A 26,926-nucleotide genomic window follows, 5' to 3' on the forward strand; every position below is an offset into this window, starting at 1 on the left:
GGATCTCGACCCCGACCGGGTCGACCCTCGCGGTCGTGCCGCTGGAAATGGCGTTCTCCCGTCGTCCGGGCTGGTGGCCAGGTCATCCAAGCGCACCCCGGCCTCCCGTGGGGGCCCCCGCGCCGGGCTTCGCGCGGTGGTCACCGGGGCGTTCCCGCGACGCCGTCCGGGAACCGCCCGCCGGACCGTCGGCACCGCGTGGTCGACTGGCGCGGTGGGTGCACCGGGACGGGCGCGGCTGGCCGTGACCGTCGTCTTCGCGGCGAACGGCGCGGTCTTCGGCAACTGGGCCGTGCGGATCCCCACCGTGAAGAGCGACCTCGGTCTGTCCGACGCCGCGCTCGGCGGTGCGCTCCTCGTGCCGGCGATCGGTGCCCTGGTCGCCATGCCGCTGATCGGCGCGCTCAGCGCCCGGTTCGGCAGCCGGACGACGACGATCGCCTCCGCCCTCCTCTTCTTCGCCGTCCCGGTGTTCCTGGGGCTGGCCCCGTCGCTGCCCTGGCTCGTCCCGGCGCTGCTCGTCTTCGGGCTGGCGTTCGGCAGCCTGGACGTCGCCATGAACGCCCAGGCGGTCACGGTCGAACGAGTGCTCGCCCGGCCGGTGATGTCGTCGTTCCACGCGGCCTTCTCGGCCGGGGCGCTGGCGGGCTCGCTGACCGGGTCGCTGGCCGCGGCGGTGGCCCTCGGGCTGACGGCGCACCTGGGCGGGACGGGCCTGGTGCTGTTCCTGCTGACCGCACCCCTGTTCCCGGCGCTGCTCCGGGAGGAGCGCATCGAGGGACCGGCGGGGCCGCTGTTCGCCTGGCCCCGGGGGCGGTTGCTGCCGCTGGCCGTCATCGCACTCGTCGTCCTGCTCGCCGAGGGGGCGGTGGGGGACTGGAGCGCCGTCCACCTCCGGGACGAGCTGGGCGCCTCCGCCGGGGTTGCGGGCCTGGCGTACACGGCGTTCAGCGTCACGATGGTGGCCGGCCGGCTCGCCGGTGACCGGATCGTCGCCGCGTGGGGTCGGGTGCGGACGGTGCGGATCTCCGCGTTGGTCGCCACGGCCGGCGGAGTGCTGGTCGTGGCCGGCCCGACGGTCGCCGTCGTGCTGGCCGGCTTCGCCGCCCTGGGCATCGGCCTGGCCTGCACCGTTCCGCTGGTCTTCTCGGCGGCGGCCGAGGGCGAAGCTGAGGCCGGCCCGGCGCTCGCCGCGGTGAGCACGCCCGGCTACCTCGGTTTCCTCCTCGGCCCGCCGGTCATCGGTGGCCTGGCCGAGCTCGTCGGCCTCTCGGCGGCGCTCGGGCTGCTCCCGGTGCTGCTCGCCGGGGTGGCGCTCCTGGCCGGCCGCACGGCGCCCGTTCGCGTGACCGCGGGCACACGGCCGGCCGCGGTCCCATAGAGTGCGCGCCGTGAGCGAGCCCGCGAGCGCCTACTCCACGGTCGTCGTCGGAACCGACGGGTCGGCATCGTCTCTCCGCGCGGTCGCCCGCGCCGGTGCCCTGGTCGGCGCCTGCGGGGCGACGCTGGTCGTCGCGTGCGCCTACCTCCCCACCGAGGGCGACGACCGCGAGCTGGCTCGTGCGCAGGACGTGCTGGGCGACGAGGCGTACCAGGTGGTCGGGTCGCACCCGGCCGAGGAGACCGTGCGCACCGCCACCGAGCGCGCCGGTGCTGCCGGCGCCGCGAAGGTGCGCACCGTTGCGGTCATGGGGTCACCGGTCGAGACACTGCTCGACGTCGTCCGCCGGGAGAACGCCGATCTGCTGGTCGTCGGCAACCGTGGGCTGAGCAGCATCAGGGGCCGCCTGCTCGGCTCGGTGCCGGCCGACGCCACGCGCCGCGCGGAGTGCGACGTGCTCGTCGTGCACACCACCGACTGAGGTCCGCGACGGGCATGGACGACCCCGGCGGCGACGGCCCGGCCCCCGGTGCCCGCGAGGCGCTGGAGCGGCTGCTGCTCGACGGCCCCCGCCGGTACACCCGGCTGGACGTCGGCCGCCTGGCCGGCATGCCGCCCGAGCGCACCCAGCGGCTCTGGCGGGCCCTCGGCTTCCCCGACGCCGCCGACGACGACCCGGCCTTCACCGATGCCGACGTGGCGGCCCTGGGGGTGCTCTCCGAGCTCATCGACTCCGGTTTCGTGGCCCCCGACAGCGAAGCCTCGATCGCCCGGGCGATGGGGCAGTCGCTGTCCCGGCTGGCCGACTGGCAGACCGACATGCTCGCCGACGCGCTGCTCCGCGGAGCGCCGGAGGGGGAGGGCCCCGCGGACACCACGGAGCGGGCGATGGAGGCGGCGCGGGCGCTGCTGCCCCGGCTGCGCGAGGTGCAGGACTACGTGTGGCGCCGGCACCTCGTCGCGAACGTCGACCGGCTGCTGGCCGCCACCGGCCCCGGCGACCGGCGGGAGCTCGCGGTGGGGTTCGCCGACCTGGTGGGCTACACCTCGCGCAGCCGCGGCATGGCCGGCCGCGAGCTGGGCGCGATGGTCGAGAATTTCGAGGGCACCGCCGCCGAGGTCATCGCCCGGCACCACGGCCGGGTCGTGAAGACGGTCGGGGACGGCGTGCTGTTCACCGCCGGGTCGGCCACCGACGCCGCCGAGATCGGGCTGGAGCTGCCGCACGCCTGGGACGCCCCCGACCGGCCACCGCTGCGGGTCGGCGCGGCCTACGGCGCGGTGCTCACCCGGCTGGGAGACGTCTACTCGCCGGTGGTGAACCTGGCCAGCCGGCTGACCTCGCTGGCCCGTCCCGGGGCGCTGCTGGTCGACCGCGAGCTGGCCGACCGGGTCCGCGGGCTGCCCGGCTACCGCGCGCGACCGCTGCGCCGGGTCTCGGTGCGTGGCTACGACCACCTGCAGCCGTGGCTGATCCGCCGGAGCAGGACAGCCGACGCAGGGCCGGGGGAGGACGCCGACAGCGGCTACGACGAGGACGCCTTCGACGTCGAGCAGGACGACGCGGAGGAGTGAGCCACCCGCCGCGGCGCGCCGGAGGCGAATCCGCTGTCGGTCGGCCGGGCCGGCTTGGCAGGCTGTAGGGGTGAGCGCCACCCTCGTCGCCCGCGGACTGGCGGCCGGTCACGGCGCCCGCGTGCTGTTCTCCGACCTCGATCTCGTCGTCGCCCCGGGTGACGTCGTCGGCCTGGTGGGGGTGAACGGCGCGGGCAAGTCGACGTTGCTGCGCACGCTGGCCGGCGAGATCCCCGTCGAGGCCGGCAGCATCGCGCTCAGCCCGCCGACGGCCACCCTGGGCTACCTCCCCCAGGAGCACGAGCGGCGCCAGGGGGAGACCGTCCTCGCTGCCCTCGCCCGGCGCACCGGTGTCACCGCCGCCCAGGCGGCCCTGGACGCCGCGACCGATGCCCTCACCGCCGGTGCGGCGGGCGCGGACGACGCGTACGGCGATGCGCTCGAGCGCTGGCTCGCGCTCGGCGGAGCCGACCTCGACGAGCGGGCCGAGGAGGTGGTGGCCGAGGTCGCGCCCGGCGTCGCGCTCGACGCACCGATGACCGGGCTCTCCGGCGGGCAGGCCGCCCGGGTGGGTCTGGCCTCGCTGCTGCTGTCGCGCTACGACGTCCTCCTGCTCGACGAGCCGACCAACGACCTGGACCTGGCCGGGCTCGACCAGCTGGAGCGGTTCGTGACCGGCGCGCGGGCCGGTGTCGTCGTCGTCAGCCACGACCGCGAGTTCCTGGCCCGGACGACCAGCCGGATCGTCGAGCTCGACCTCGCCCAGCAGCTGGTGCGGGTGCACGACGGCGGCTACGAGGCGTACCTGGTCGAGCGCGAGGTGGCCCGGCGGCACGCGCGGGAGGAGTACGAGGAGTTCGCCGACACCAAGGCGGGGCTCGAGGCTCGGGCGCGGATGCAGCGGAACTGGATGGCGAAGGGCGTCCGCGACGCGATCAAGAAGTCCAAGGACGGCGACAGGCACATCAAGGCCGCCAATCGGGCGTCATCGGAGAAGCAGGCGGCCAAGGCCAGGCAGACCGACCGGTTGATCGATCGGCTCGACGTCGTGGAGGAGCCGCGCAAGGAGTGGGAGCTCCGCATGGAGATCGCCGCCGCGCCGCGGGCCGGTGCGGTCGTGGCCACGCTGCGCGGCGCCGTCGTCCGCCGGGGTTGCTTCACCCTCGGCCCGGTGGACCTGCAGGTCGACTGGGGCGACCGGGTCGCTATCACCGGCGCCAACGGATCCGGGAAGTCGACGCTGCTCGCGGCGCTGCTCGGCCGGGTGCCGCTGGACGAGGGCGCGGGATCCCTCGGCCCGGCGGTCCGGATCGGCGAGATCGACCAGGCCCGCGGGCGGTTCCTCGGCCCCGAGCAGCTGCTCGACGCGTTCGGCGCCGAGGTGCCCGACTGGCCGACGGCGGAGGTGCGGACGCTGCTGGCCAAGTTCGGGCTCACCGCCGACCACGTGCTGCGCCCGGCCCTCACCTTGTCGCCGGGGGAGCGCACCCGCGCGGCGTTGGGGCTGCTGCAGGCCCGGGGCGTCAACGTGCTGGTGCTGGACGAGCCGACCAACCACCTGGACCTGCCGGCCATCGAGCAGCTCGAGCAGGCCCTGGCCGGCTACACCGGCACCCTCCTGCTGGTCACCCACGACCGCCGCATGCTCGAGGCCGTGGCCACCGACCGGCGGCTCGAGGTCGACGGCGGGCGGGTCACCGAGTGGTGAGCCGACCGGGCGCGGGGTGGGTGGGCGCCGGGGTGCTCAGCCGGCCGGAGCGCCCAGCTCGTCGGCGATGCCGACGGTGTCCATGCCCGACCACGTGTCGGTCACGTGGTGCGCCAGCACCATCAGGTCGCGCAGCTCGCCGCCGCGGTCGCGGATGTGGTCGCGCAGCAGGGCCTCGCCGCTGAAGCCGAGGTCGCTGAAGAGCGCCAGCGCCGGCCCCTGCTCGGCGACCACCTCGACGACGATCTTGTGCAGCCCCGACCGGACCCCCTCGACGAGGGCGCGACGGGCCAGCTCCCGGCCCAGCCCGGTGCCCCGGCTCGACGGTGCGACGACCAGCCGCAGCTCACCGACGTGGTCCGACCACCCCGGGAGCGGGCGGACCGCCACGTACCCGGTCACCGTGTCGCCGTCGACGGCGACCCAGCGGCCGCCGGGGGAGGCGCCGGTCGCCCACGAGCGGACGGTGTCGGGGTCGGTGACCTCCTCCTTGATGAAGGTGAGGTCCCCTTCGGGGAGGTCGCCGAAGAAGCGCAGCAAGGCGTCGCAGCGCTCCGGTCCGAGTTCGACCACCGTCATGTCAGGCCTCCCGTGTCGAGGTGTCGGTCCGGCGGTCGGCGTCCAGCGGATCGCTGCGCCGGCGGACGAAGTCGATGATCGTGGGCACCGTCGTCTTGGCCGCGGTGCGCCCGACGACCAGCCCCATGTGGCCGGCGTCCAGGCAGAGCTCGTGCTTGTCGGGGGAACCGACCAGGTCGATCAGCGGCGCAGTCGCGTCCGGCGGCACGATGTGGTCGCGGTTGGCCCGCACGGTGAGGAACGGCACCTGGATGTCGGAGAGGTGCACCGGGTCCCCGCCCACGGTGAGCCGGTCGTTGACCATGCCGTTGGCCCGCACCAGCATCTCCGCCGTCTCCCGCGCGGCTGCGCCGGGGAAGGGCACGTGGTCGTCCGACCACCCCGTCATGGCCTGGTAGGACGCGACGTAGTCGTCGTTCCAGAGCCGCTCCCAGAGCGTGACGTAGCGGGTCACCTCGGAGGTGGGGGTCAGGGTCCGGAAGCCCTGCACGACCACCGACGGCGGGACGTTGCCGTCGGGGCCCACGACCGAGTCGACGTCCATGCCACCGACGCGGAAGATGTCGGCGAGTGGCCCCATGTGCCGGAAGTCGACCGGCGTGGCCAGCACGGTGAGGCTGCGCAGCGGGGCGTCGGGGTGGTGCGCGGCGTAGAGCAGGGCGAGGTCCCCGCCGAAGCAGTAGCCGAACAGGTTGACCTCGTCGGCGCCGGAGATCTCGAGGACGCGGTCGATCCCCGCCGGGATGTAGTCGTCGACGTAGTCCTCGAGGCGGTTGCCGGCATCGCGCTCGTCGGGCTCTCCCCAGTCGAGCATGTAGACGTCGAAGCCGGCGTCGACCAACTGCTCCACGAAGCTGTTGCCGGGGGTCAGGTCGAGGATGTAGCTGCGGCTGACCAGGCTGAAGACGATCAGCAGCGGTGGCCCGTACCGCACGTCGTCGTTGCGGTAGTGCCACAGCTGCGTGCGGCCGCGCTGCCAGACGACGTCCTTGGGGCTGAGGCCCACTCCGGGGCGGTCCACCCCGGCGACCATCTTGATGCCGTTACGCGCCCGGAGGGCGTTGCGCTCGACGTCCCGCCGGACGCGGTCGAGCACCGTCTGCGGGCTGGGAACCGTCGGCATCGTCGTCCTCCGTGGTCGGGGTTGTCGTCGTGGCGGGCCGGGTGCGCCCGGAGCCTGCGCTCCGTCGCCGTTCGGACTCCAGCTGCAGGGTCAACCGGCGCACCTCCCGGTCCAGGGAGCCGATCTGCGCGCGCAGCCGGCTGATGTCGCTGCCCGCGGGCAGGTTGAGCAGGTGCCAGGCGCGGGCGCTGAGCCCCTGCACCGACCGGCCGGCGAGGGTCTGCGCCCGCCGGACCAGCGCGGCGCCGAGGGCGAAGTGCTCCGTGCGGACCAGGCTCTCCGCACGGGGCGCCACGGCCCGTTCGGCGGCGTCGAACGCCTGCCGCCACAGCGGCGGCGACGGCGGGGGCGTGCGGGGCACCGGCGGGGGGGTCATCGGGTCCCCACCTCCTGCGGAACCTCCACGGCGCGGCGCAGGATCTTCCCGGTCGGCCCCTTGGGGAGCGTGTCGACCAGCCAGAGGTGCCGCGGGTACTTGTAGGCGGCCACCCGGGCCTTGACGAACTCGCGCAGCTCGTCGGCCTCGGCGGTGGCGCCGGGTTTGAGCGCGACCGCAGCGGCCACCTCCTCGCCCAGCTCGGGGTGCGCGACGCCGACCACGGCCACCTCGGCCACCGACGGGTGTTCGTAGAGCGCCTCCTCGATCTCCCGCGGGTAGACGTTGTAACCGCCGCGGATGATCATCTCCTTCTTCCGGTCGACGATGAAGAAGTAGCCGTCCTCGTCGGTGCGGGCGAGGTCACCGGTGCGGAACCAGCCGTCGGGGATCGACTTCGCCGTCTCCTCCGGCCGCGCCCAGTAGCCGCGCATCACGTTCTCGCCGCGGATGGCGATCTCGCCGACCTCGCCGGCACCCACCTCGTTGCCGTCGTCGTCGACCAGGCGCATCTCCACGCCGCGGATCGGGGTTCCGATCGAACCGGGCTTCCGCTCGGCGTGCGGGTGGTTGAAGGAGGCGACCGGGGAGGTCTCGCTGAGGCCGTAGCCCTCCAGGATCGTGCAGCCGAACCGCGCCTCGAACGAGCGCATGATCTCCACCGGCATGGCCGAGCCGCCGGAGACGCACAGCCGCAGGCTGGACACGGCGTGCTCGTCGGCGCCGGGGGAGTGCAGCATCGCGGCGAACATCGTCGGGACGCCCTCGAAGATGGTCACCCGGTCGCGCTCGATCACCTGCAGCGCCTTCGCGCCGTCGAACCGGGGGATGAGCGTGAGCAGCGACCCCCGCAGGACGGAGGTGTTCAGGCCGCAGGTCAGGCCGAAGACGTGGAAGAGGGGCAGGCATCCCATGATCACGTCGTCGGGCGTGTTCTCGGCCAGCGTGTCGGCGGTGGTCAGGGCATTGCGGCCCAGGTTGGCGTGGGTGAGCTCCGCGCCCTTCGGCTGCCCGGTCGTCCCCGAGGTGTAGAGGATGACGGCCAGGTCCTCGTCGGACCGCTCCACCGGCGCGCCCAGCGGCTCGTCGGCCATCAGCTCGGTAGGGGAGGCCGGCCCCACCACGACGGCCTCGGCACCGACGGCGCCCGCCGCCTCGCGCACGGGGCCGGCGGCGGTCTCCAGCGTGACGACGACCCGCGCACCGGAGTCCTCGAGGAAGTACTGCACCTCGCGGGCCTTGAGCAGCGGGTTCATCGGCACCACCGCGGCGCCGGCGAGCAGCGCGCCGTAGAAGACGACCGGGAAGGCCAGCACGTTCGGCAACACCAGCCCGACGCGGTCACCGGGCTGCATGCCGCGCGCCTGCAGCGAGGCGGCGACGCGGAGGGCGGCGTCGCGGAACTGGCCGTAGGTCAGCTCGGCCTCGTCCATCCGGAGGGCCGGCCGGTCGGCTCCCTCGGCGGCGGAGTCGAGCAGGTTCTGCGCGAGGTTGGTCACGGTCGTCCTCCCTGTGGCCGATGGCTGGACCGGCGGCCCCTACCCGGCTCACCCGGTGATGTACCGCACAGGACGGATACGGTGACGGCGACCGCCCGCCGCCCCCCGAGGGAGACACCACTCATGCCCGACCGCACGATCCTCGACCTGTTCCGCCTCGACGACCGCGTCGCCATCGTGACCGGCGCCTCCTCGGGGCTGGGTGCGGTCTTCGCCCGGACCCTGGCCGAGGCCGGCTGCGACGTCGTCCTCGGTGCCCGCAGGGCCGATCGGCTGGCCGACACCCAGCGCGCGGTGGAGGCGACCGGCCGGCGCGCGATCAGCGTGGCCACCGACGTCTCCCGGCCGGAGGACTGCCAGGCGCTCGTCGACGCCGCCATGGCGGAGTTCGGCAAGGTCGACGTGCTGGTGAACAACGCCGGGGTGGGCACGGCCGCGCCCGCGACGCGGGAGACCCCGGACCAGTTCCGGCAGGTCATCGACGTCAACCTCAACGGCTGCTACTGGATGGCCCAGGCGTGCGGCCGCGTCATGCAGCCGGGCAGCTCGATCGTCAACATCTCCAGCGTCCTCGGCCTGACCACCGCTGGTCTGCCGCAGGCGGCCTACGCCGCCAGCAAGGCCGGGCTCATCGGGCTGACCCGGGACCTGGCCCAGCAGTGGACCGGCCGCAAGGGCATCCGGGTCAACGCCCTGGCGCCGGGCTTCTTCACCTCGGAGATGACCGACCAGTACCCCGAGGGCTACCTGGAGTCGCAGCTCACCCGGGTGCTCGTCGGGCGCAAGGGCGAGCCCGAGGAGCTCGCCGCCGCGCTCGTCTTCCTCGTCAGCGACGCCGGCGGCTACGTCACCGGCACCACCATCCCGGTCGAGGGCGGCATGCTCACCAGCTGAGCGGGCCTCCGGCGGCGGCGCGGTCGGCGGGCGGTGCAGCCGCAGCCGGTCGGGCTCCGGGAGCGCCGCCGCCCCGCCGCCGCGCTGCGGTCGTCGATGACCTCGACGGTGGCCCGGTTCGCAGTGGTGACCCGCTGTGCGGGCCGGCGCGCTTCCGGCAGCGCCGTCGGGGGGTGGGTGTCGACGACACGCTGGACGGCGCCCCGCGGTCGGTCGCCGGCGCGGCGAGGAGCACGCCCATCGCCGCCTCGTTCGGCGCACCGGCGCCCGGGCGCCGGTCGTCGACTTGACCCAGGTGAGGCTGCGCAGCCGCTCCGGGTGCGCGATGGCGACCAGCTGCGCCAACCCGCCCGTCGAGGGGCCCACCACGTGCACGCGGTCCAGTTCCCGGGACGTCGAGCAGGCCGACATGGCCTCGGCGAGGCCGTGGAAGGAAGTAGTCGGGCGAGCCGATCATCACGGCGCAGGCCGCCGTGCACCGGGTCAGAGGTCCCTGTGCACGCCCTCGGTGCGGTCCTCGACGGCGCCGTGGTGCAGCAGGCTGGCGACGGCCAGGGCGAGGCCGCCCCAGATCACGGCCATCGCCACCACCATCATGACGATCGCGTCGGCGCTCATGGTCGACCTCCCTCGTCGTGCCCGGTTCCCGGGCGGTTCCCGGTGGTCGTGGGGGGCGCGTGCAGCGGCGCCGCCGGATCGGAGCCGGGTGGCGGCCCCTCCAGGTGGGTTCCGGCGCGCCACGGCAGCCGGGCGAGGAGGAAGCCGACGAGCGGCAGCGCCACCACCAGCAGCCAGCCGAGGACCAGCAGGAGCCACGTGGGGTAGTCCTCGTAGGGCGCGGCCAGGTCCTCCCGCAGCGCGAGGACGAGCACGACGGCCAGGCCTGCCGGGGCGACGACGCTGGTCAGCAGGCGCCAGCCGGTGCCGACCCGGGGACGGCCGTGCACATTGAGGTGCTCGCCGAGGCCGGTCAGGGCCCGGACGCCCCAGGCGACGACCAGCATGCTCACCAGCGCCACGACGAGGATGCCGTACTGGTTGACGAAGTGGTCGACGACGTCGAGCACGTAGATGCCGCTCGTCGTGCTGAAGAGCACCAGGCTCAGCACCGCGGCGGGCACACCGACCGAGAGGGTCGCGGTGAGGCGGCCGGTGTCGAGCTTGTCGCGGACCGCGGAGATCACCACCTCGATGACGCTGATCAGCGAGGTGATGCCGGCAACGACCAGCGACCCGAAGAACAGGACGCCGATGAGGGCGCCGGCCGGGGCCTCGTTGATGATCGCCGGGAAGGCGATGAAGGCGAGGCCGATGCCGTCGCTGGCGACCTCGCCGACCGGGACGCCGCCGGCCTGGGCCATGAAGCCCAGGGCGGCGAACACACCGATGCCGGCGAGCAGTTCGAAGCCGGAGTTCGAGAAGCCCACGACGAGGCCGGAGCCGACCATGTCCTCGCGGCGGCTGACGTACGAGGCGTAGGTGATCATGATGCCGAATCCGACCGACAGCGAGAAGAAGATCTGCCCGAACGCGGCGGCCCAGACCGAGGCGGAGGTGAGCGCCGACCAGTCCGGTGTGAACAGCGCGTCGAGGCCGGCTCCCGCGCCCGGCAGCAACAGCGCCTGCACGACCAGAGCGGCGAAGGCCAGCACCAGCACCGGGATGAAGACCAGCGAGGTCACCCCGATGCCCCGCTGGACGCCGAGGGCCATGATGACCAGGACGGCCAGCCAGACCAGCGCGAGGGGCACGAGCACCCCCGGCACCACGTCCGCGGTGACCTGGACGTCCCCGGCCTGGAGGAAGTCGCCGAAGAAGAAGCCCTCGGGATCGGCGCCCCAGGCCTTGTCGAGCGAGAAGAAGGCGTAGCGCAGCGCCCATGCGACGACCGCGGCGTAGTAGACGGCGATGACGAAGCAGATGCCCACCTGCCACCAGCCGAGCCCCTCGGTGCCGCGGCGCAACCGGGCGAACGAGAGCGGGGCGGAGCCGCGGTGGCGGTGCCCGATCGCGTAATCGAGCAGCAGGAAGGGGATGCCGGCGGTCAGCAGCGCCACCAGGTAGGGCACCACGAAGGCGCCGCCGCCGTTCTCGTACGCGACGTAGGGGAACCGCCAGATGTTGCCCAGCCCGACCGCGGAGCCGATCGCCGCGAGGATGAAGACGCGTCGCGAGCTGAACGCGCCGCGCCGGCCCTCCTCGTGGGACAGCGTGGTGGAGTGATCAGCTGGCGTGCTCATCTGACCTCCTGCGTCGTGCTCCGCCCAGCCTGCAGGCACCGGGGCGCGATGGGCCGGCGGGGGGAAGGTGCCAGAACTCCGGTGACGTCAAACCCCTGGACCCGAAAAGGGTTGCGCTGCGGGCCGGGACGACGCGCGGTGGCACGGGCACAACACGCACGAGGTCCGGCGATCCCCCGGGATCGGGGCCGGTGGGGCCTGGGCACACTGCGCCGCCGACCGCGGTCGGCCCCTGGAAGGCTCCACGGTCAGCGCCCGGTGGTGCCCCCGGCAGGATTCGAACCTGCGCACCCGCCTCCGGAGGGCGGTGCTCTATCCCCTGAGCTACGGGGGCTCGGTGGTGGGGCAGGGGAGAAGTTACCAGCCCCCCGCGCCGGCCCGGGAAGCGGCTCCCGGGCCGCGCGTCACGGCTCGGGCAGCGGCGTTCCGCCCCGGGCGGTGAGCATCCGGGTCATCGTCGTCGTCTCCGCGCCCTGCGACTGCTCGATCGACCGGGCGAGGTCGCGCACGGCCGCCACCTCGGCGTTCTCGGCCGCGTAGCGGGCCATGTCGAAGCCACCCTGGTGGTGCCGGATCATCAGCCGGAGGAACTCGACGTCGAACTCGGTGCCCGACAGGCTCCGCAGCTCGGCCAGCTCCGCCTCGGTGGCCATGCCGGGCATGGGCGCGCCGACGCCGGTACCCACGCCACCCATGTCGTGGGCGGCGTGCCCGTCCTCGCCCATCCAGGTCATGGTCTCGCCGGACAGGGGCAGCCCCCACAGCGCCAGCCAGCCCTGCATGCGCCCGGCCTGGTTGGTCTGGGTGGCGGAGATGTCGAAGGCCAGCTGCTCGACCTCCGGGTCGTCGCTGCGCTCGGCGACGAGGTTGGCCATCTCCACGCCCTGGAGGTGGTGCCGCGACATGTCCCGCGAGAACCCCGCGTCGACCGAGTCGGCCGTGGGCGTCGGCGTCCCGTCCCGGCCGATGCCCAGGGCGACGGCCAGCCCGCCGCCCAGCACCACCAGCCCGACGGCGATGACGGCGAGCAGGGCGGTGCGCACTGCGCTGCCACGCCGGGTACCTGTCGTGCTGGTCATGCGAGCTGCCTCCGCGGGGCGGGCGTGGGAGCGGACGGGGACGGCGCCGCGACGTCAGGGCGCGGACGTCCCGGCCGACGCGGCCTCGGCGACGAGCGGGTCGGCCAGGAAGGTCGGGCTCTCGCAGGTGGCCCCCGGCTCGGGGAACTCTCCGGCCTTGGCGGTCATCAGGTCGGCGAACTGCTTGACGCGCTCGTCGTCGGCGCTGTCGACCTTGAGCTGGTGCCCCCAGGACTGCAGGCTGATCGGGGCGTCCAGGCCCTCGTAGGGGGACATCATCCGGTAGGACACGCCGTCGACGAGCTCGGCGAGCGTGGCGATGTCGGCGTCGGTCACCTCGTCGGGGTTGTAGGTGATCCACACGGCGCCGTGCTCCAGGCTGTGGACCGCGTTCTCGTGGCGGATGTCGACGTCGTAGACGGTGCCCGTGCAGTCGGCCCAGAGGTTGGCGTGCGGGCCACCCACCGGCGGTGACTGCTCGTACTCGATCGGGCCGTCCTCGTGCAGGCCGCCCTCGTACTCGTAGGTCTGCGCGTCGGCGATCTCGTCGATGGACTCGACCCTCAGGGCGTCGGCCTCGCGCACCTGCACCACGGCGTAGGTGATCACGGCCGCGGCGAACACCACGACGGCGACGGCGGCGGCGATCAGGCCCCAGGGTCGCTGCTGGGCCACGACCTGCGTCGGCGGCCGGGTGCGACCGCCCGTGCCGCGGCCGCCGGCCCGCGAGGCCCCACCGCCGGTGGTTCGGCTCTTGTCGGGCGTGCGGTCCTTGGCCAAGGCCTCTCCTCGTTACGGGGCGCGTGCGCGCCGCTGCGGCCGGGGCCGGGACGGCCCCTCCACCGCGCGGGAGTCTAGGTCGGGGACCTGTGCGGAGGCTGGGAGCCGGGCCGCCCGGGTGGAGCCTCCGGGCTCCGGAAGCGGGTCAGTACGCTCGCCGGGTGACACCGGAGCAGCTGCGAGACGTCGTTCGTACCGCCGTGGCCGCGGTCGTCGAGCGAGGCGAGCTGCCCGTCGAGGTGCCGGCGGACGTCGTGGTCGAGCGGCCGAAGAACCCCGACCACGGCGACTACGCCACGAACGTGGCCCTGCGCCTGGCCAAGCCGGCGGGCCGTCCGCCGCGGCAGGTGGCCGAGCTGCTGGCCGCGCAGCTGCGCGCGCACGACGGCATCGCCACCGTCGACGTCGCCGGCCCCGGCTTTCTCAACATCACCCTCGCCCAGGGCGCGCTCGGCAAGATCGCCGTCGACGCGGTGACGGCGGGTCAGGCGTACGGCCGGACCACGACCCTGGCCGGCCAGAACCTCAACCTCGAGTTCGTCTCGGCCAACCCGACCGGTCCGGTGCACATCGGCGGCACCCGCTGGGCGGCCGTCGGCGACGCGCTCGGCCGGCTGCTCGAGGCCAGCGGCGCAACGGTCACGCGGGAGTACTACTTCAACGACGCCGGCTCGCAGATCGACCGGTTCGCGCTGAGCCTCATGGCTGCCGCGCACGGCCGGCCGGTGCCCGAGGACGGGTACGCCGGCGACTACATCGGGGAGATCGCCGGCCAGGTCGTCGCGGCCGAGCCTGGTGTGCTCGAGCTGCCGGAGGACCAGCAGCGGGAGCGCTTCCGGGTGCTCGGCGTCGAGCTGATGTTCGCCGAGATCAAGCGCACGCTGGCCGGCTTCGGCGTGGTCTTCGACGTGTACTTCTCCGAACGCACCCTGCACGAGACGGGCGCCCTGGAGAAGGCCATCACCCGGCTGCGGGAGAACGGCCACGTCTACGAGGCCGACGGCGCGGTGTGGCTGCGCACCACCGACTTCGGCGACGACAAGGACCGGCCGCTGATCAAGAGCGACGGCGCGCCCACCTACTTCGCTGCCGACTGCGCCTACTACCTCGACAAGCGCAACCGTGGGTTCGACAAGGTCGTGATCATGCTGGGCGCCGACCACGCCGGCTACGTCGGCCGGTACAAGGCGCTGTCGGCCGCCGTGGGCGACGACCCCGAGGCCAACCTGGAGATCCTGCTCGGCCAGCTGGTCAACCTGGTCCGCGACGGCGAGCCGGTGCGGATGAGCAAGCGGGCCGGCACCGTCGTCCTGCTGGAGGACCTCGTCGAGGCCGTCGGCGCCGACGCCGCCCGGTACGCGCTGGCGCGGGCCTCGGTCGACCAGCAGATCGACCTGGACCTGGACCTGTGGAGCCGGCAGACCAACGACAACCCGGTCTTCTACGTCCAGTACGCGCACGCCCGGATCTCGTCGGTGCTGCGCAACGCCGCCGACCTGGGGCTGGGTCTCGGCGAGGCCGGGGACGTCGACGCCGGGCAGCTCACCCACGAGCGCGAGAACGCCCTGCTGCGGGCGCTCGGCGAGTTCCCGCGGGTCGTCACGGCCGCCGCCGAGCTGCGCGCGCCGCACCGGGTGGCCCGCTACCTCGAGGAGCTGGCCGGCACCTACCACCGGTTCTACGACTCCTGCCGCGTGCTGCCCCGCGGCGACGAGGAGGCGACCCCGCTGACCACCGCCCGGCTGTGGCTGTGCGCGGCGACCGCGGTGGTCCTGCGTAACGGGCTGGCCGTGCTGGGCGTCTCCGCGCCGGAGCGGATGTGAGGGCGCACCCGGCGGGGCCGCTGCACGGAAGTCTGGCGCCGCCCTCGGCCGCCGGCGCCCCGCCCGCCGAGCTCGGCGTCCTCGACCCCCAGGTCTGGCCCCGCTCTGCCGAGCGGATCGACGGCGAGCTGCACCTGGCCGGCCGGGCCGTCACCGACCTGGCCCGCGCGCACGGCACGCCGCTGTTCGTGCTCGACGAGGCGGACTTCCGCGGCCGCGCCGCCGACTTCGCGACCGCGTTCGCCGACGCCGACGTCCACTACGCCTCCAAGGCGTTCCTCTGCGGCCAGGTGGCCCGCTGGATCGCCGAGGACGGGCTGCACCTGGACGCCTGCAGCGGCAACGAGCTCGCCGTCGCGCTGGCCGCCGGGTTCCCCGCCGAGCGGATCGCGTTGCACGGCAACAACAAGTCGCTGGTGGAGCTGGAGCTGGCCGTCGACTCCGGCATCGGGCACGTCGTGCTCGACTCCTTCGACGAGATCGACCGGCTGGTGCCGCTCGCCGAGGCCCGCGTCGCCTCCGGCGGCGCCCCGGTGGCGGTGCTCATCCGCACCACCGTCGGCATCGAGGCGCACACCCACGAGTTCATCGCCACCGCCCACGAGGACCAGAAGTTCGGCTTCTCCCTGGCCACCGGGGACGCGCTCGAGGCCGCCCGCCGGGTCGTCGCCGAGCCGGCCCTCCACCTGGCCGGCCTGCACAGCCACATCGGCTCGCAGATTTTCGACACCGCCGGCTTCGAGGCCGCGGCGCACCGCGTGGTGGGGCTGCTCAGCGCCGTCCGGGACGCCACCGGCGAGGTGCTCGGGGAGCTGAACCTCGGGGGTGGCTTCGGCATCGCCTACATCCCGGACGACGACCCGGTCAGCCCGGTCGACGTCGCCGCCCGGCTGCGCAGCGTCGTCGCCGCCGAGTGCGCGGAGCTCGGTCTGCCGGTCCCGCGGCTGGCCGTCGAGCCGGGCCGGGCCATCGCCGGGCCCGGCACGGTGACGCTGTACGAGATCGGCACGATCAAGCCGGTGCGCCTGGGCGCGTCCGGTGCGCCCGGGACGCCGCTGGTGCGCAACTACGTCTCCGTCGACGGCGGGATGAGCGACAACATCCGCACCGCCCTGTACGACGCCTCCTACACCTGCGTGTTGGCCAACCGGACCTCCGACGCCCCGCCGGCCCTGTGCCGGGTGGTGGGCAAGCACTGCGAGAGCGGCGACATCCTCGTCCGCGACCTGTGGCTGCCGTCGGACGTCGTGCCCGGCGACCTGCTCGCCGTCGCCGCCACCGGTGCCTACTGCTGGTCGATGGCGAGCAACTACAACTACCTGCTCAAGCCGCCGGTGGTCGCCGTCCGGGACGGCGCCGCCACGGAGATCGTGCGACGTCAGACACTGTCCGACGTGTTCGCCCTCGATGCGGTCCTCGCCGACCGCCCCGCCCCCTCGCCGGCCATCGACCAGCCGGCGCCCGAGCACCCCGCGGGAGCGACCTCGTGACCGGACCCCTCAAGGTGGCGCTGCTCGGCTGCGGCACCGTCGGCAGCGCGGTGCTGCGCGCGCTGCAGGAGCAGGCCGACGACCTCGGCGCCCGCATCGGCCGCCCGGTGGAGGTCGCCGGCGTCGCCGTGCGCCGCCCGGCGCACCACCCCGACGTCCCGGCGCACCTGCTGACCACCGACGCCCACGGCCTGGTCACCCGCGACGACGTCGACCTCGTCGTCGAGGTGATCGGCGGCATCGAGCCGGCGCGCTCGCTCATGCTGGCGGCGTTCGAGAGCGGCAAGTCGGTGGTGAGCGCCAACAAGGCGCTGCTGGCCGAGGACGGCGTCGCCCTGCACGCCGCGGCCGCCGAGGCCGGCGTGGACCTCTACTACGAGGCCGCGGTCGCCGGGGCCATCCCGATCCTGCGGCCGCTGCGGGAGTCGCTGGTCGGCGACCAGCTGTCCCGCGTCGTGGGCATCGTCAACGGGACGACGAACTACATCCTGTCCCGCATGGCCGAGACCGGTGCCGGCTTCGGCGAGGCGCTGGCCGAGGCCACCGAGCTGGGCTACGCCGAGGCGGACCCGACCGCCGACGTCGACGGCTTCGACGCCGCCGCCAAGGCCGCGATCCTCGCCTCGCTGGCGTTCCACACCCCGGTGGCGGCGGTCGACGTGCACCGCGAGGGCATCTCCACGGTCACCGCGACCGATGTCGCGCGCGCCGCGGAGATCGGCTGCACGGTGAAGCTGCTGGCCATCTGCGAGCGGGTCACGAGCCAGGACGGGGACGCCGACTCGGTCGCCGTCCGCGTGCACCCGGCGATGATCCCGACCGCGCACCCGCTGGCCTCGGTGGGCGGCGCGTTCAACGCCGTGTTCGTGGAGGCGGAGGCGGCCGGCCAGCTCATGTTCTACGGGCAGGGGGCGGGCGGGGAGCCGACGGCCAGCGCCGTCCTGGGCGACCTGGTGGCGGTCGCCCGCAACCGGGTCACCGGCGGCCCCGGCCCGGGCGTCACCGGTTACGCCAACCTCGCCGTCCGGCCCATGGCCGAGACGCCGACGCGGTACCACGTCAGCCTGGACGTGGCCGACAAGCCGGGTGTGCTCGCCGCCGTCGCGCAGGAGTTCGCGCGGCACGAGGTGAGCATCTCCACCGTCCGTCAGACCGGCCGCGGCGACGCCGCGACGCTGGTCATCGTGACCCACAGCGCCCCGGACGCGGCGCTGTCGGCCACCATTGCCGCGCTGCGGGAGATGCCCGCGGTCCGGGGGGTCACCAGCGTGCTGCGCGTGGAGGGGTTGTCATGAGCGTGTCCCCGATCTGGCCGGGCCTGATCGAGGCATACCGGGCCCGGCTGCCGGTCAGCGACACCACCCCGGTGGTCACGCTGCAGGAGGGCGCCACCCCGCTGGTGCCGGCGCGCGAGCTGTCGCGGCGCACCGGCTGCGACGTCTACCTCAAGGTCGAGGGCGCGAACCCGACGGGCTCCTTCAAGGACCGCGGGATGACGATGGCCATCACCAAGGCCCTCGAGGAGGGGGCGCAGGCGGTCATCTGCGCCTCCACCGGCAACACCAGCGCCAGCGCCGCCGCCTACGCCGCGCGGGCCGGCATGACCTGCGCCGTCCTGGTGCCGCAGGGCAAGATCGCGATGGGCAAGCTGGCGCAGGCGCTGGTACACGGCGCCCGGCTGCTGCAGGTCGAGGGCAACTTCGACGACTGCCTGGCGCTGGCCAGCAAGCTGGCGATCGACTACCCGGTCAGCCTGGTCAACAGCGTCAACCAGTTCCGCATCGAGGGGCAGAAGACTGCCTCCTTCGAGATCGTCGACGTGCTCGGCGACGCTCCTGACATCCACTGCCTGCCGGTGGGCAACGCGGGCAACATCACCGCCTACTGGCAGGGCTACCGCGAGTACGCGGCCGACGGCATCGCCTCGCGCACCCCCCGCATGTGGGGCTTCCAGGCGGCCGGCGCGGCGCCGATCGTCACCGGGCAGGTGGTGGAGAACCCCAGCACGATCGCCACCGCCATCCGGATCGGCAACCCCGCCTCCTGGACCAAGGCGCTCGCGGCCCGCGACGAGTCGGGCGGGCGCATCGACGCCGTCACCGACCGCGCGATCCTCTCGGCCTACCGGCTGCTCGCCCGCAGCGAGGCGGTGTTCGTCGAGCCGGCGTCCGCGGCCTCGGTCGCCGGCCTGCTGCAGGTCGCCGACGCCGGGCAACTCGAGCCGGGGCAGCGCATCGTCTGCACCGTCACCGGCAACGGCCTCAAGGACCCGGAGTGGGCCATCTCCGGCGCCCCCGCGCCGGTCACCGTGCCGGTCGACGCCGCCGCAGCAGCGGTGCAACTGGGCCTGTGAGCGTCCTCGACCCCCACCGGGTCCGCGTCCGCGTGCCCGCCACCAGCGCCAACCTCGGACCGGCGTTCGACTGCGCCGGTCTGGCCCTGGAGCACCACGACGTGCTCCAGTTCTCGGTGCAGCCCGAGGGGCTGTCCGTCGAGGTGAGCGGGGTGGGGGCCGGTGAGCTGCCCACCGACGAGTCGCACCTGGTCGTGCGCGCGTTCCGTGCCGCCTGCGCCGAGCTCGGCTGGACCCCGCCAGGCCTGCGGGTGGTGGCGGAGAACGCCATCCCGCAGGGCCGGGGGATGGGGTCGTCGGCCGCGGCGGTCGTCGCCGGGGTCATGGGCGCCTGGGCGCTGTGCCCCGACGTCGAGGTGATCGACCTGGACGCCGTCCTCCGGCTCACCACCGCGATGGAGGGGCACCCCGACAACGTCGCCGCCTGCCTGCTGGGTGGGCTGACGCTGTCCTGGACGGGGGAGGGGGGCGTCGGCGCCGACAGCCTGACCGTGCACGAGGACGTGCTGCCGGTCGTCCTGGTCCCGCAGGCGACGCTGTCGACGGAGCTGGCGCGTGGGCTGCTGCCCGACGTCGTGCCGCACGCCGATGCCGCGTTCAACGCCGGGCGGTCCGCGCTCCTGGTGCATGCGCTGACCTCGGGAACCCTGCTCCTGGAGGCCACCGAGGACCGGCTGCACCAGCGTCAGCGCACCGCCGCGATGCCCGGCTCGTTGGCGCTCGTGGACGGCCTGCGGGCGGCCGGGCACGCCGCGGTCATCTCCGGTGCCGGGCCATCGGTGCTCGTGCTGGGCCGCCGCACCACGACGGGTGCCGACGAGCGACCGGGTGAGAGCGAGGTGCGCGCCATCGGGGAACTGGCTCCGGCGGGTTGGTCGGTGCTGCCGCTGGACGTCGATCCGACCGGTGCCCGGGTCGACCGCCCGCTGCGCCAGGTATCGTCTCGGTAACGAGGAACACGCCGAGATCATCCGGTGTTGTCCAGTCCGTGAGCTGCGACTAGGCTCACGGCGTAGCCGCCCAGGAGGGCGCGCCTCGCGCGGGGCCGAAGCAGACGTTCGATACCTCTTCGTCGCTGATCCGCCTCGCACCTCTCAACCTGTCTCCTGACGCGCGCCCGTCCCGTACTCGGGCCGGCCCGCCGGGGACCGGGCCCCCCCTGCGCCGAGACGGCGTAGGTCACCGCAGGGAAGGACCTGTACGTGAGTGAAACCACCGACCTCGGCGTGACCGGCGCGCCCGATGCCGCCGCCTCCGCCGAGGGCACTGCCGCTTCTGGGCCGGCGGGCCGCCCCCGTCGCCGCGGCAACGGGCTGTCGGGCATGCTGCTGCCCGAGCTGCAGCGCCTGGCCGGCGAGCTGGGCATCTCCGGCACCGGTCGGATGCGCAAGAGCGACCTGGTCGCCGCCATCTCCGCCCGCCAGGTGGGCGGAGACCCCTCGGTCGACGCCCCCGCGCCCGGCGCGGAGAGCGCGACCACCGACGGGGTCGACGCCGCCCGCGGTGTCGCCGCGACCGCCGCCCCCCTCGAGGCCCCGGTCAGCGGCGGTGGGAACGGCGGCCCGCTGACCGGCGAGGCGACGTCCGCGCCGGCCCGCACTCGTCGTGCCGCCAGCCGTCCGGCCGGATCGCCCGGCACCGCGACGGAGGCCCCCGCGGCCGATGCCGCACCGGCGGAGGCGCCGGGCGACCGGACGGTGCCGGCCACCACCACCGAGCCCCGCGACGACGAGCAGCGCGACGGCGACCGGCCGCAGCGCGACCGCAACCGCAGCCGCACCCGCACGGAGCGCGGGGACGGCCGGGAGAGCGACGACGACCGGAATGCCAACCGTGACGGCGGGGACCGCAACGAGCGGGCCGGCCGCGACGGTGGCGACCGCAACGAGCGGGCCGGCCGCGACGGAGGCGATCGCAACGAGCGGGCCGGCCGCGACGGAGGCGATCGCAACGAGCGGAGCAGCCGCGACGGAGGCGACCGCAACGAGCGGAGCAACCGTGACGGCGGCGACCGCAATGAGCGGAACGCCGACCGCGCCGAGCGCAACGCCAACCGCGACGGTGCGAACCGGGACGGCAGCCGTGGCCCCGACCGCGACCGCAACGACCGGGGCGGGCGTCCGGACAACCGGAACGACAACCGCAACGACGGTGGTCGCGGTCCCGCGTCCACCGATGAGGACGACGACGACTTCGAGGGCGGCCGCGGCCGTCGCGGGCGCCGGTACCGCGACCGCAACAAGCGCGGCACCGGCCGGGACCGGTTCGAGCAGGGCGAGCCGACCGTCAGCGAGGACGACGTCCTCCTGCCCGTCGCCGGCATCCTCGACGTCCTGGACAACTACGCGTTCGTCCGCACCTCGGGCTACCTGACCGGGCCGAACGACGTCTACGTCTCGCTGTCGCAGGTCCGCCGCTACGGCCTGCGCCGCGGTGACGCCATCACCGGTGCCGTCCGGCAGCCCCGGGAGGGGGAGCGCAAGGACAAGTACAACGCGCTCGTCCGGCTCGACTCGGTCAACGGTCTGGACCCCGAGCAGGCCCGCAACCGGCCGGAGTTCACCAAGCTCACGCCGCTCTACCCGCAGGACCGGCTGCGGCTGGAGACCGAGCCGCACCTGCTCACCACCCGGGTCATCGACCTCGTCATGCCGATCGGCAAGGGGCAGCGCGCGCTGATCGTGTCGCCGCCGAAGGCCGGCAAGACGATGGTGCTGCAGTCGCTTGCCAACGCCATCACGACGAACAACCCCGAGTGCCACCTGATGGTCGTCCTGGTCGACGAGCGTCCGGAAGAGGTCACCGACATGCAGCGCTCGGTGAAGGGCGAGGTCATCGCCTCGACCTTCGACCGGCCGCCGGCCGACCACACCACGGTCGCCGAGCTCTCCATCGAGCGGGCCAAGCGCCTGGTCGAGATGGGCCACGACGTCGTCGTCCTGCTGGACTCGATCACCCGCCTGGGTCGCGCCTACAACCTGGCGGCCCCCGCCAGCGGGCGCATCCTCTCCGGTGGCGTGGACTCCACGGCGCTCTACCCGCCCAAGCGCTTCCTCGGCGCGGCCCGCAACATCGAGAACGGCGGATCGCTCACGATCATCGCCTCGGCGCTGGTCGAGACCGGTTCCACGATGGACACGGTCATCTTCGAGGAGTTCAAGGGCACCGGGAACGCCGAGATCAAGCTCGACCGCCGGCTGGCGGACAAGCGGGTCTTCCCTGCGGTCGACGTCAACGCGTCGGGCACGCGCAAGGAGGAGATCCTCATGTCGCCCGACGAGCTGGCCATCGTCATCAAGCTGCGCCGGGTGCTCGCCGCCCTGGAGCCCCAGCAGGCGCTGGAACTACTGCTCGACAAGCTGAAGAAGACCCGCAACAACGTCGAGTTCCTCATGCAGATCCAGAAGACGACGCTCGGGCCCGGCGGGGAGTGAGCGGTACCGCCCGCCGGCGGGGCGCGGCGATCAGGGATACTGGTCGACCGAGCCCCCGCCGGCGGCGCGGAATACCTCCCGCCGGCCGGCGTTCCATCACGTGAACCGCCCAGACTTCTCGGAAGAGGCAATCGGCATGAAGCCCGACATCCACCCCACGTACCACGAGACCACCGTGACCTGTGGTTGCGGGAACACCTTCACCACGCGCAGCACGGCGCCCAGCGGTCAGCTGACCGTCGAGGTCTGCTCGGCCTGCCACCCCTTCTACACCGGCAAGCAGAAGATCCTCGACACCGGTGGCCGGGTGGCCCGCTTCGAGAAGCGCTTCGGCAAGCGCAACGTCGGCGCAGCGGCGACCGACGCCCAGTAGCACCCCTGACGGCGCCCGTTCCCACCTCGGTGGGGCGGGCGCCGTCGTCATGTCCGGACCTGACGCGAGCCCGAGAGGCACCATCCCGATGAGCAGCACCGAGACGTCGGCGCCCGACCGGCTGGCCGGGCTGCTCGCCGAGCACGCCCGCCTGGAGCAGGAGCTGGCCGACCCGGCCGTGCACGCCGACCAGGCGCGGGCCCGCCGCATGGGCCGGCGCTACGCGCAGCTGGCGCCGCTGGTGGAGACCGCGCGCGCGCTGGACGAGGCGCGGGACGACCTGAGCGCCGCGCGGGAACTCGGGGCGGAGGACGCGTCCTTCGCCGCAGAGGCCGCCGCCCTCGAGCGGCGGATCGCCGAGCTCACCGACCGCCTGCGCGAGCAGCTGCTGCCCAAGGACCCCGACGACGACAAGGACGTGATCCTCGAGATCAAGGCGGGGGAGGGTGGCGCCGAGTCGGCGCTGTTCGCCGGAGACCTGCTGCGCATGTACCTGCGCTACGCCGAGCGCCGCGGCTGGGCCACCGAGGTGCTCGACGCCGTGGACGCAGAGCTGGGCGGCTACAAAAACGTCGCGGTCGCGATCAAGTCCCGTACGGACGAGGGCATCTGGTCCCGGCTGAAGTTCGAGGGCGGCGTGCACCGCGTCCAGCGGGTGCCCGCCACCGAGAGCCAGGGCCGCATCCACACCTCCGCGGCCGGCGTCCTGGTGCTGCCGGAGGCCGAGGAGATCGACGTGAGGATCGACCCGAACGACCTGCGCATCGACGTCTTCCGCTCGTCGGGTCCCGGCGGGCAGAGCGTCAACACCACCGACTCCGCCGTCCGCATCACGCACCTGCCCAGCGGCATCGTGGTCAGCTCGCAGAACGAGAAGAGCCAGCTGCAGAACCGGGAGTCGGCGTTGCGGGTGCTGCGCGCGCGACTGCTGGCCGCCGCCCGCGAAGAGGCCGCCGCGACGGCGAGCGACCAGCGGCGCAGCCAGGTCCGCACCGTCGACCGCAGCGAGCGGGTGCGCACCTACAACTTCCCGGAGAACCGGATCTCCGACCACCGCGTCGGCTACAAGTCCCACAACCTCGACCAGGTGCTCGACGGCGACCTCGACGGCGTCATCGACGCGCTGGTCAGCGCGCACACCGCCGAGCTGCTGGCGGCCGGCTCCTGAGCGCCCGCGCCCTGCTGGCCGCGGCGGCCCGCCGCCTCGCCGAGGCAGGTGTGGAGTCGCCCCGGGTGGACGCCGAACTGCTGCTCGCCCACGTGCTCGGCGTCCCGCGCACCCGCCTGCTCACCCTCGACGACGTCGACGACGGGGCGGCCGACCGGTTCGAGACCCTGCTCGGGCAGCGGGCCGATCGGGTGCCGCTGCAGCACCTCACCGGCCGGGCGCCGTTCCGCTACCTCGAACTGGCGGTGGGGCCGGGCGTCTTCGTGCCACGGCCGGAGACCGAGCAGCTGGTGGGCTGGGCCCTGGAGCAGCTGGCCGGCACGCCCGAGCCGGTGGTGGTCGACCTCGGATCGGGCTCGGGTGCCATCGCGCTGTCGATCGCCCGCGAGCACCCCGGGGCCCGGGTGACGGCGGTCGAGCGGGACCCCGGCGCGATCGAGTGGACGAGGCACAACGCGCGCGCCCGCGCGGCGGCGGGGGACACCCCCGTGGAGGTCCTCGCCGGCGACATGACCGATCCGCAGCTGCTGCGCGAGCTCGGCGGCGGGGCCGACCTGGTCGTGAGCAACCCGCCCTACGTGCCCGACGGTGCGCGGGTGCCGCGGGAGGTCGCCGACCACGACCCGCCGCTGGCATTGTGGGGCGGCCCCGACGGCCTCGACGTCGTCCGCGGGCTGCTGGACACCGCCGCCCGTCTGCTCCGGCCCGGCGGTGGGCTGGGCATCGAGCACGCCGACCAGCAGGGCGGATCGCTGCCGGCGCTGGTGCGCGCGCACGGCGGTTTCGCCGACGTGGACGACCACCCGGACCTCGCGGGCCGGCCCCGGTACACCACCGCTCGTCGCGCCGGCTGAGGTCTGCGGAAGACTGCTGCTCCGTGGCCGAGTTCTACGACTGCTCCGATCCCGAGACCCGCGCGGCCGGCCTGCACGCCGCCGCGGAGGCGATCACCCGCGGCGAGCTGGTGCTGCTGCCGACCGACACCGTCTACGGCGTCGCCGCCGACGCGTTCAGCCCTGCCGCCGTCGCCCGCCTGCTCGCCGCCAAGAACCGGGGCCGGGCCATGCCCGTGCCGGTGCTGATCGGCGAGGCGTCGACGCTGGCCGGGCTGGTGCTGCAGATGCCGGAGGTCGCCACCCGGCTCGCCCAGAAGTTCTGGCCCGGAGGGCTCACGCTGGTGCTGGAGCACGCGCCGTCCCTGGCCTGGGACCTCGGTGACGCCGAGGGAACGGTGGCCGTCCGGCTGCCCGGCGACGAGCTGACCCGGGACCTGCTCCGCCGCACCGGACCCCTGGCGGTGTCCAGCGCCAACCGGTCCGGCCGGCCGGCGGCCACCTCGGCGCAACAGGCCGACATGCAGCTCGGCGCACATGCGGCGGTCGTGCTCGACGACGGGCCGCGGACGAGCTCGGCGGCGAGCACGATCGTGGACTGCACCGGTCCCGCCCCGCGGGTGCTGCGTGTCGGCGCGATCCCCGTGGAGCGCCTGCGCGAGGTCGTCCCGGAGGTCACGGACTGACCCCCGCCGGGGCGGGCCGAGGGTCGTCGACGAGGGCCCGACCGCAGCAGGCAGGGGGCAGGGCACCGACGAGGGGGCCCGGAGGGTCCGGCGAGGAGCGTGCGGACGCGCTCCGCGCAGCCGGGGGGCGGCATGTGGCCGCGGTGCAGTCCGGAGGACTGCCTCGTCCCAGTGTCATAGTTAGACGACCGCCGCGCCGCCCGAGCCCGGGCATCGCGGGCGCCCGCACCGACTTCTGGAGTGCGCCTGAGATGAGCACCCCCTACTGGGGCCCGGACTTCGACGCCCTGGCCGCCTTCGACCCCGACATCGCCGACGTGGTCACCGGTGAGCTGGACCGGCTGCGCGGAGGGCTGCAGCTGATCGCCAGCGAGAACTTCACCAGCCCCGCCGTCCTGGCCGCCCTCGGCAGCACCTTGTCGAACAAGTACGCCGAGGGTTACCCCGGCCGGCGCTACTACGGCGGGTGCGAGGTCGTCGACCGCGCCGAGGAGATCGGGATCGAGCGCGCCAAGGAGCTCTTCGGCGCCGAGCACGCCAACCTGCAGCCGCACTCGGGGGCCAACGCCAACCTCGCCGCCTACGGCGCCTTCCTCAAGCCGGGGGACACGTTCCTCGGCATGGCGCTCCCGCACGGCGGCCACCTGACCCACGGCACGAAGGTCAGCTTCAGCGGCAAGTGGTTCAACGCCGTGCAGTACGGCGTGGACGCTGGTACCGAGCACATCGACTACGACCAGGTGCGCGACCTGGCCCGCGAACACCGGCCGAAGCTCATCGTCGCCGGCGGATCGGCGATCCCGCGGCTGATCGACTTCGCCGCCTTCCGGGAGATCGCCGACGAGATCGGCGCGATCTTCATGGTCGACGCGGCGCACTTCATCGGCCTGGTCGCCGGCAAGGCGATCCCCAGCCCGGTGCCCTACGCCGACGTGGTCACCTTCACCACCCACAAGGTGCTGCGCGGCCCGCGCGGTGGCGCGATCGTCTGCAAGGCCGAGCACGCCAAGGCAATCGACAAGGCGGCCTTCCCGATGATGCAGGGCGGCCCGCTCATGCACGCCGTCGCCGCCAAGGCGGTGAACTTCAAGGAGTGCCTGCAGCCGGGATACCAGGCCTACGCCCGTCAGGTCATCGCCAACGCGCAGGCGCTCACCGAGGGCCTCGCGGCCGAGGGGCTCCGGCCCGTCGCCGGCGGCACCGACACGCACCTGGCGCTGCTGGACCTGCAGCAGACCGGGGTGACCGGTGCCGACGCCGAGAAGCGCTGCGACGCCGCCGGCATCGTCCTCAACAAGAACGCGATCCCGTTCGACCCGCAGCCGGCGTCGGTCGCCTCCGGCATCCGCGTCGGCAGCCCGGCCGTCACCACGCAGGGGATGGTCGAGTCGGACATGAAGTCGATCGCCTCGCTGATCGGCACCGCCATCCGCGACGCCGACGGCAGCCGCACGGCCGAGGTCGCCGCGGGCGTGCGCGAGCTGGTCGGTGCCCACCCCGCGTACCCCGAGCCGGCGAAAACCGTCTGAGCC

General features: G+C 74.0%; 24 protein-coding genes and 1 tRNA gene. 16 read left to right on the forward strand and 9 right to left on the reverse strand.

Going from position 1 to position 26,926, the window contains the following annotated elements; translation table 11 throughout:
- The first annotated feature begins 214 nt into the window (after positions 1-214).
- From ACI791_RS09395 to ACI791_RS09410, 4 genes are all read left to right on the forward strand, one after another.
- Complete coding sequence (locus tag ACI791_RS09395; RefSeq protein ID WP_456585803.1) at positions 215-1,381, forward strand: MFS transporter; 1,167 nt, start codon at positions 215-217, stop codon at positions 1,379-1,381.
- A 10-nt stretch (positions 1,382-1,391) separates the two neighbouring features.
- Positions 1,392-1,862 carry a universal stress protein gene (locus ACI791_RS09400; RefSeq protein ID WP_456585804.1) on the forward strand — a complete coding sequence of 157 codons (471 nt, stop codon included), beginning with the start codon at positions 1,392-1,394 and terminating at the stop codon, positions 1,860-1,862.
- 14 nt (positions 1,863-1,876) lie between these two features.
- On the forward strand, positions 1,877-2,956 hold the full coding sequence (locus ACI791_RS09405) for an adenylate/guanylate cyclase domain-containing protein (RefSeq protein ID WP_456585805.1): 1,080 nt from the start codon (positions 1,877-1,879) through the stop codon (positions 2,954-2,956).
- Positions 2,957-3,026: 70 nt separating this feature from the next.
- On the forward strand, positions 3,027-4,664 hold the full coding sequence (locus tag ACI791_RS09410) for an ABC-F family ATP-binding cassette domain-containing protein (protein ID WP_456585806.1): 1,638 nt from the start codon (positions 3,027-3,029) through the stop codon (positions 4,662-4,664).
- Between the two features lie 36 nt (positions 4,665-4,700).
- Here the strand turns inward: ACI791_RS09410 and ACI791_RS09415 are convergent, their stop codons facing one another.
- Genes ACI791_RS09415 through ACI791_RS09430 form a run of 4 tightly spaced genes read right to left on the reverse strand, consistent with a single transcriptional unit; the run spans position 4,701 to position 8,241 of the window.
- Positions 4,701-5,243, reverse strand: coding sequence for an N-acetyltransferase family protein (locus ACI791_RS09415; RefSeq protein ID WP_456585807.1), 543 nt, complete (start codon positions 5,241-5,243; stop codon positions 4,701-4,703).
- A gap of 1 nt (position 5,244) precedes the next feature.
- A complete protein-coding gene (locus tag ACI791_RS09420) occupies positions 5,245-6,366 on the reverse strand; it encodes an alpha/beta fold hydrolase (protein WP_456585808.1) in 1,122 nt (373 codons plus the stop codon).
- On the reverse strand, positions 6,287-6,742 hold the full coding sequence (locus tag ACI791_RS09425) for a hypothetical protein (protein WP_456585809.1): 456 nt from the start codon (positions 6,740-6,742) through the stop codon (positions 6,287-6,289). Before ACI791_RS09425 ends, ACI791_RS09420 begins: the two co-directional genes overlap by 80 nt.
- A complete protein-coding gene (locus tag ACI791_RS09430; protein WP_456585810.1) occupies positions 6,739-8,241 on the reverse strand; it encodes a long-chain-fatty-acid--CoA ligase in 1,503 nt (500 codons plus the stop codon). Before ACI791_RS09430 ends, ACI791_RS09425 begins: the two co-directional genes overlap by 4 nt.
- Positions 8,242-8,364: 123 nt before the next feature.
- Between ACI791_RS09430 and ACI791_RS09435 the strand changes: the two genes are divergently transcribed.
- Entirely contained in the window at positions 8,365-9,135 is a 771-nt protein-coding gene (locus ACI791_RS09435) for an SDR family NAD(P)-dependent oxidoreductase (protein ID WP_456585811.1), read from the forward strand.
- A gap of 483 nt (positions 9,136-9,618) precedes the next feature.
- On the opposite strand, the gene ACI791_RS09440 is transcribed toward ACI791_RS09435, so the two are convergent.
- From ACI791_RS09440 to ACI791_RS09460, 5 genes are all read right to left on the reverse strand, one after another.
- Positions 9,619-9,753, reverse strand: coding sequence for a methionine/alanine import family NSS transporter small subunit (locus tag ACI791_RS09440; RefSeq protein WP_456585812.1), 135 nt, complete (start codon positions 9,751-9,753; stop codon positions 9,619-9,621).
- On the reverse strand, positions 9,750-11,375 hold the full coding sequence (locus tag ACI791_RS09445) for a sodium-dependent transporter (protein ID WP_456585813.1): 1,626 nt from the start codon (positions 11,373-11,375) through the stop codon (positions 9,750-9,752). The genes ACI791_RS09440 and ACI791_RS09445 overlap by 4 nt, the downstream gene beginning before the upstream one ends.
- A 259-nt stretch (positions 11,376-11,634) precedes the next feature.
- Positions 11,635-11,709: transfer RNA gene (locus ACI791_RS09450), tRNA-Arg, on the reverse strand.
- Between the two features lie 70 nt (positions 11,710-11,779).
- Positions 11,780-12,454 carry a DUF305 domain-containing protein gene (locus tag ACI791_RS09455; protein WP_456585814.1) on the reverse strand — a complete coding sequence of 225 codons (675 nt, stop codon included), beginning with the start codon at positions 12,452-12,454 and terminating at the stop codon, positions 11,780-11,782.
- Between the two features lie 54 nt (positions 12,455-12,508).
- Positions 12,509-13,234 carry a DUF3105 domain-containing protein gene (locus ACI791_RS09460; protein WP_456585815.1) on the reverse strand — a complete coding sequence of 242 codons (726 nt, stop codon included), beginning with the start codon at positions 13,232-13,234 and terminating at the stop codon, positions 12,509-12,511.
- A gap of 161 nt (positions 13,235-13,395) precedes the next feature.
- On the opposite strand from ACI791_RS09460, the gene argS reads away from it, so the two are divergent.
- The 11 genes from argS (at position 13,396) to ACI791_RS09515 (ending at position 26,923) form a co-directional block, all read left to right on the forward strand.
- Positions 13,396-15,057 (forward strand): arginine--tRNA ligase, encoded by a 1,662-nt coding sequence (gene argS / locus ACI791_RS09465; RefSeq protein ID WP_456585816.1) that lies wholly within the window; start codon positions 13,396-13,398, stop codon positions 15,055-15,057.
- Entirely contained in the window at positions 15,054-16,547 is a 1,494-nt protein-coding gene (gene lysA, locus ACI791_RS09470) for a diaminopimelate decarboxylase (RefSeq protein ID WP_456585817.1), read from the forward strand. The genes argS and lysA overlap by 4 nt, the downstream gene beginning before the upstream one ends.
- Positions 16,544-17,842 carry a homoserine dehydrogenase gene (locus ACI791_RS09475; RefSeq protein WP_347057716.1) on the forward strand — a complete coding sequence of 433 codons (1,299 nt, stop codon included), beginning with the start codon at positions 16,544-16,546 and terminating at the stop codon, positions 17,840-17,842. The genes lysA and ACI791_RS09475 overlap by 4 nt, the downstream gene beginning before the upstream one ends.
- The gene (thrC, locus tag ACI791_RS09480; protein ID WP_456585818.1) at positions 17,839-18,900 is read left to right on the forward strand and encodes a threonine synthase; all 1,062 of its coding nucleotides are present in this window, start codon (positions 17,839-17,841) and stop codon (positions 18,898-18,900) included. Before ACI791_RS09475 ends, thrC begins: the two co-directional genes overlap by 4 nt.
- Positions 18,897-19,850 carry a homoserine kinase gene (thrB, locus tag ACI791_RS09485; RefSeq protein WP_456585819.1) on the forward strand — a complete coding sequence of 318 codons (954 nt, stop codon included), beginning with the start codon at positions 18,897-18,899 and terminating at the stop codon, positions 19,848-19,850. The genes thrC and thrB overlap by 4 nt, the downstream gene beginning before the upstream one ends.
- Positions 19,851-20,102: 252 nt before the next feature.
- On the forward strand, positions 20,103-22,334 hold the full coding sequence (gene rho / locus ACI791_RS09490; protein ID WP_456585820.1) for a transcription termination factor Rho: 2,232 nt from the start codon (positions 20,103-20,105) through the stop codon (positions 22,332-22,334).
- Between the two features lie 136 nt (positions 22,335-22,470).
- Positions 22,471-22,707 carry a 50S ribosomal protein L31 gene (gene rpmE, locus ACI791_RS09495; protein ID WP_347057713.1) on the forward strand — a complete coding sequence of 79 codons (237 nt, stop codon included), beginning with the start codon at positions 22,471-22,473 and terminating at the stop codon, positions 22,705-22,707.
- 88 nt (positions 22,708-22,795) lie between these two features.
- Positions 22,796-23,875: a peptide chain release factor 1 gene (gene prfA / locus ACI791_RS09500; protein ID WP_456585821.1), complete on the forward strand. Its 1,080-nt coding sequence runs from the start codon at positions 22,796-22,798 to the stop codon at positions 23,873-23,875.
- 14 nt (positions 23,876-23,889) lie between these two features.
- Positions 23,890-24,729 carry a peptide chain release factor N(5)-glutamine methyltransferase gene (gene prmC / locus ACI791_RS09505; RefSeq protein ID WP_456585949.1) on the forward strand — a complete coding sequence of 280 codons (840 nt, stop codon included), beginning with the start codon at positions 23,890-23,892 and terminating at the stop codon, positions 24,727-24,729.
- A 23-nt stretch (positions 24,730-24,752) separates the two neighbouring features.
- A complete protein-coding gene (locus ACI791_RS09510; RefSeq protein WP_456585822.1) occupies positions 24,753-25,394 on the forward strand; it encodes an L-threonylcarbamoyladenylate synthase in 642 nt (213 codons plus the stop codon).
- A 251-nt stretch (positions 25,395-25,645) separates the two neighbouring features.
- Positions 25,646-26,923, forward strand: a complete 1,278-nt coding sequence (locus ACI791_RS09515; protein ID WP_456585823.1) for a serine hydroxymethyltransferase — start codon at positions 25,646-25,648, stop codon at positions 26,921-26,923.
- Positions 26,924-26,926 lie beyond the last annotated feature (3 nt).

Source organism: Blastococcus sp. SYSU DS0973 (assembly GCF_054051055.1).

What these genes read in the sequence shown, in the direction of transcription:
- ACI791_RS09405 (WP_456585805.1), top strand. Translation starts at nt 1,877, where the DNA reads ATGGACGACCCCGGCGGCGACGGCCCGGCCCCCGGTGCCCGCGAGGCG.
- ACI791_RS09415 (WP_456585807.1), bottom strand. Translation starts at nt 5,243, where the DNA reads ATGACGGTGGTCGAACTCGGACCGGAGCGCTGCGACGCCTTGCTGCGC.
- ACI791_RS09420 (WP_456585808.1), bottom strand. Translation starts at nt 6,366, where the DNA reads ATGCCGACGGTTCCCAGCCCGCAGACGGTGCTCGACCGCGTCCGGCGG.
- ACI791_RS09425 (WP_456585809.1), bottom strand. Translation starts at nt 6,742, where the DNA reads ATGACCCCCCCGCCGGTGCCCCGCACGCCCCCGCCGTCGCCGCCGCTG.
- ACI791_RS09435 (WP_456585811.1), top strand. Translation starts at nt 8,365, where the DNA reads ATGCCCGACCGCACGATCCTCGACCTGTTCCGCCTCGACGACCGCGTC.
- ACI791_RS09440 (WP_456585812.1), bottom strand. Translation starts at nt 9,753, where the DNA reads ATGAGCGCCGACGCGATCGTCATGATGGTGGTGGCGATGGCCGTGATC.
- ACI791_RS09445 (WP_456585813.1), bottom strand. Translation starts at nt 11,375, where the DNA reads ATGAGCACGCCAGCTGATCACTCCACCACGCTGTCCCACGAGGAGGGC.
- ACI791_RS09455 (WP_456585814.1), bottom strand. Translation starts at nt 12,454, where the DNA reads ATGACCAGCACGACAGGTACCCGGCGTGGCAGCGCAGTGCGCACCGCC.
- thrC (WP_456585818.1), top strand. Translation starts at nt 17,839, where the DNA reads ATGAGCGTGTCCCCGATCTGGCCGGGCCTGATCGAGGCATACCGGGCC.
- rpmE (WP_347057713.1), top strand. Translation starts at nt 22,471, where the DNA reads ATGAAGCCCGACATCCACCCCACGTACCACGAGACCACCGTGACCTGT.
- prfA (WP_456585821.1), top strand. Translation starts at nt 22,796, where the DNA reads ATGAGCAGCACCGAGACGTCGGCGCCCGACCGGCTGGCCGGGCTGCTC.
- ACI791_RS09515 (WP_456585823.1), top strand. Translation starts at nt 25,646, where the DNA reads ATGAGCACCCCCTACTGGGGCCCGGACTTCGACGCCCTGGCCGCCTTC.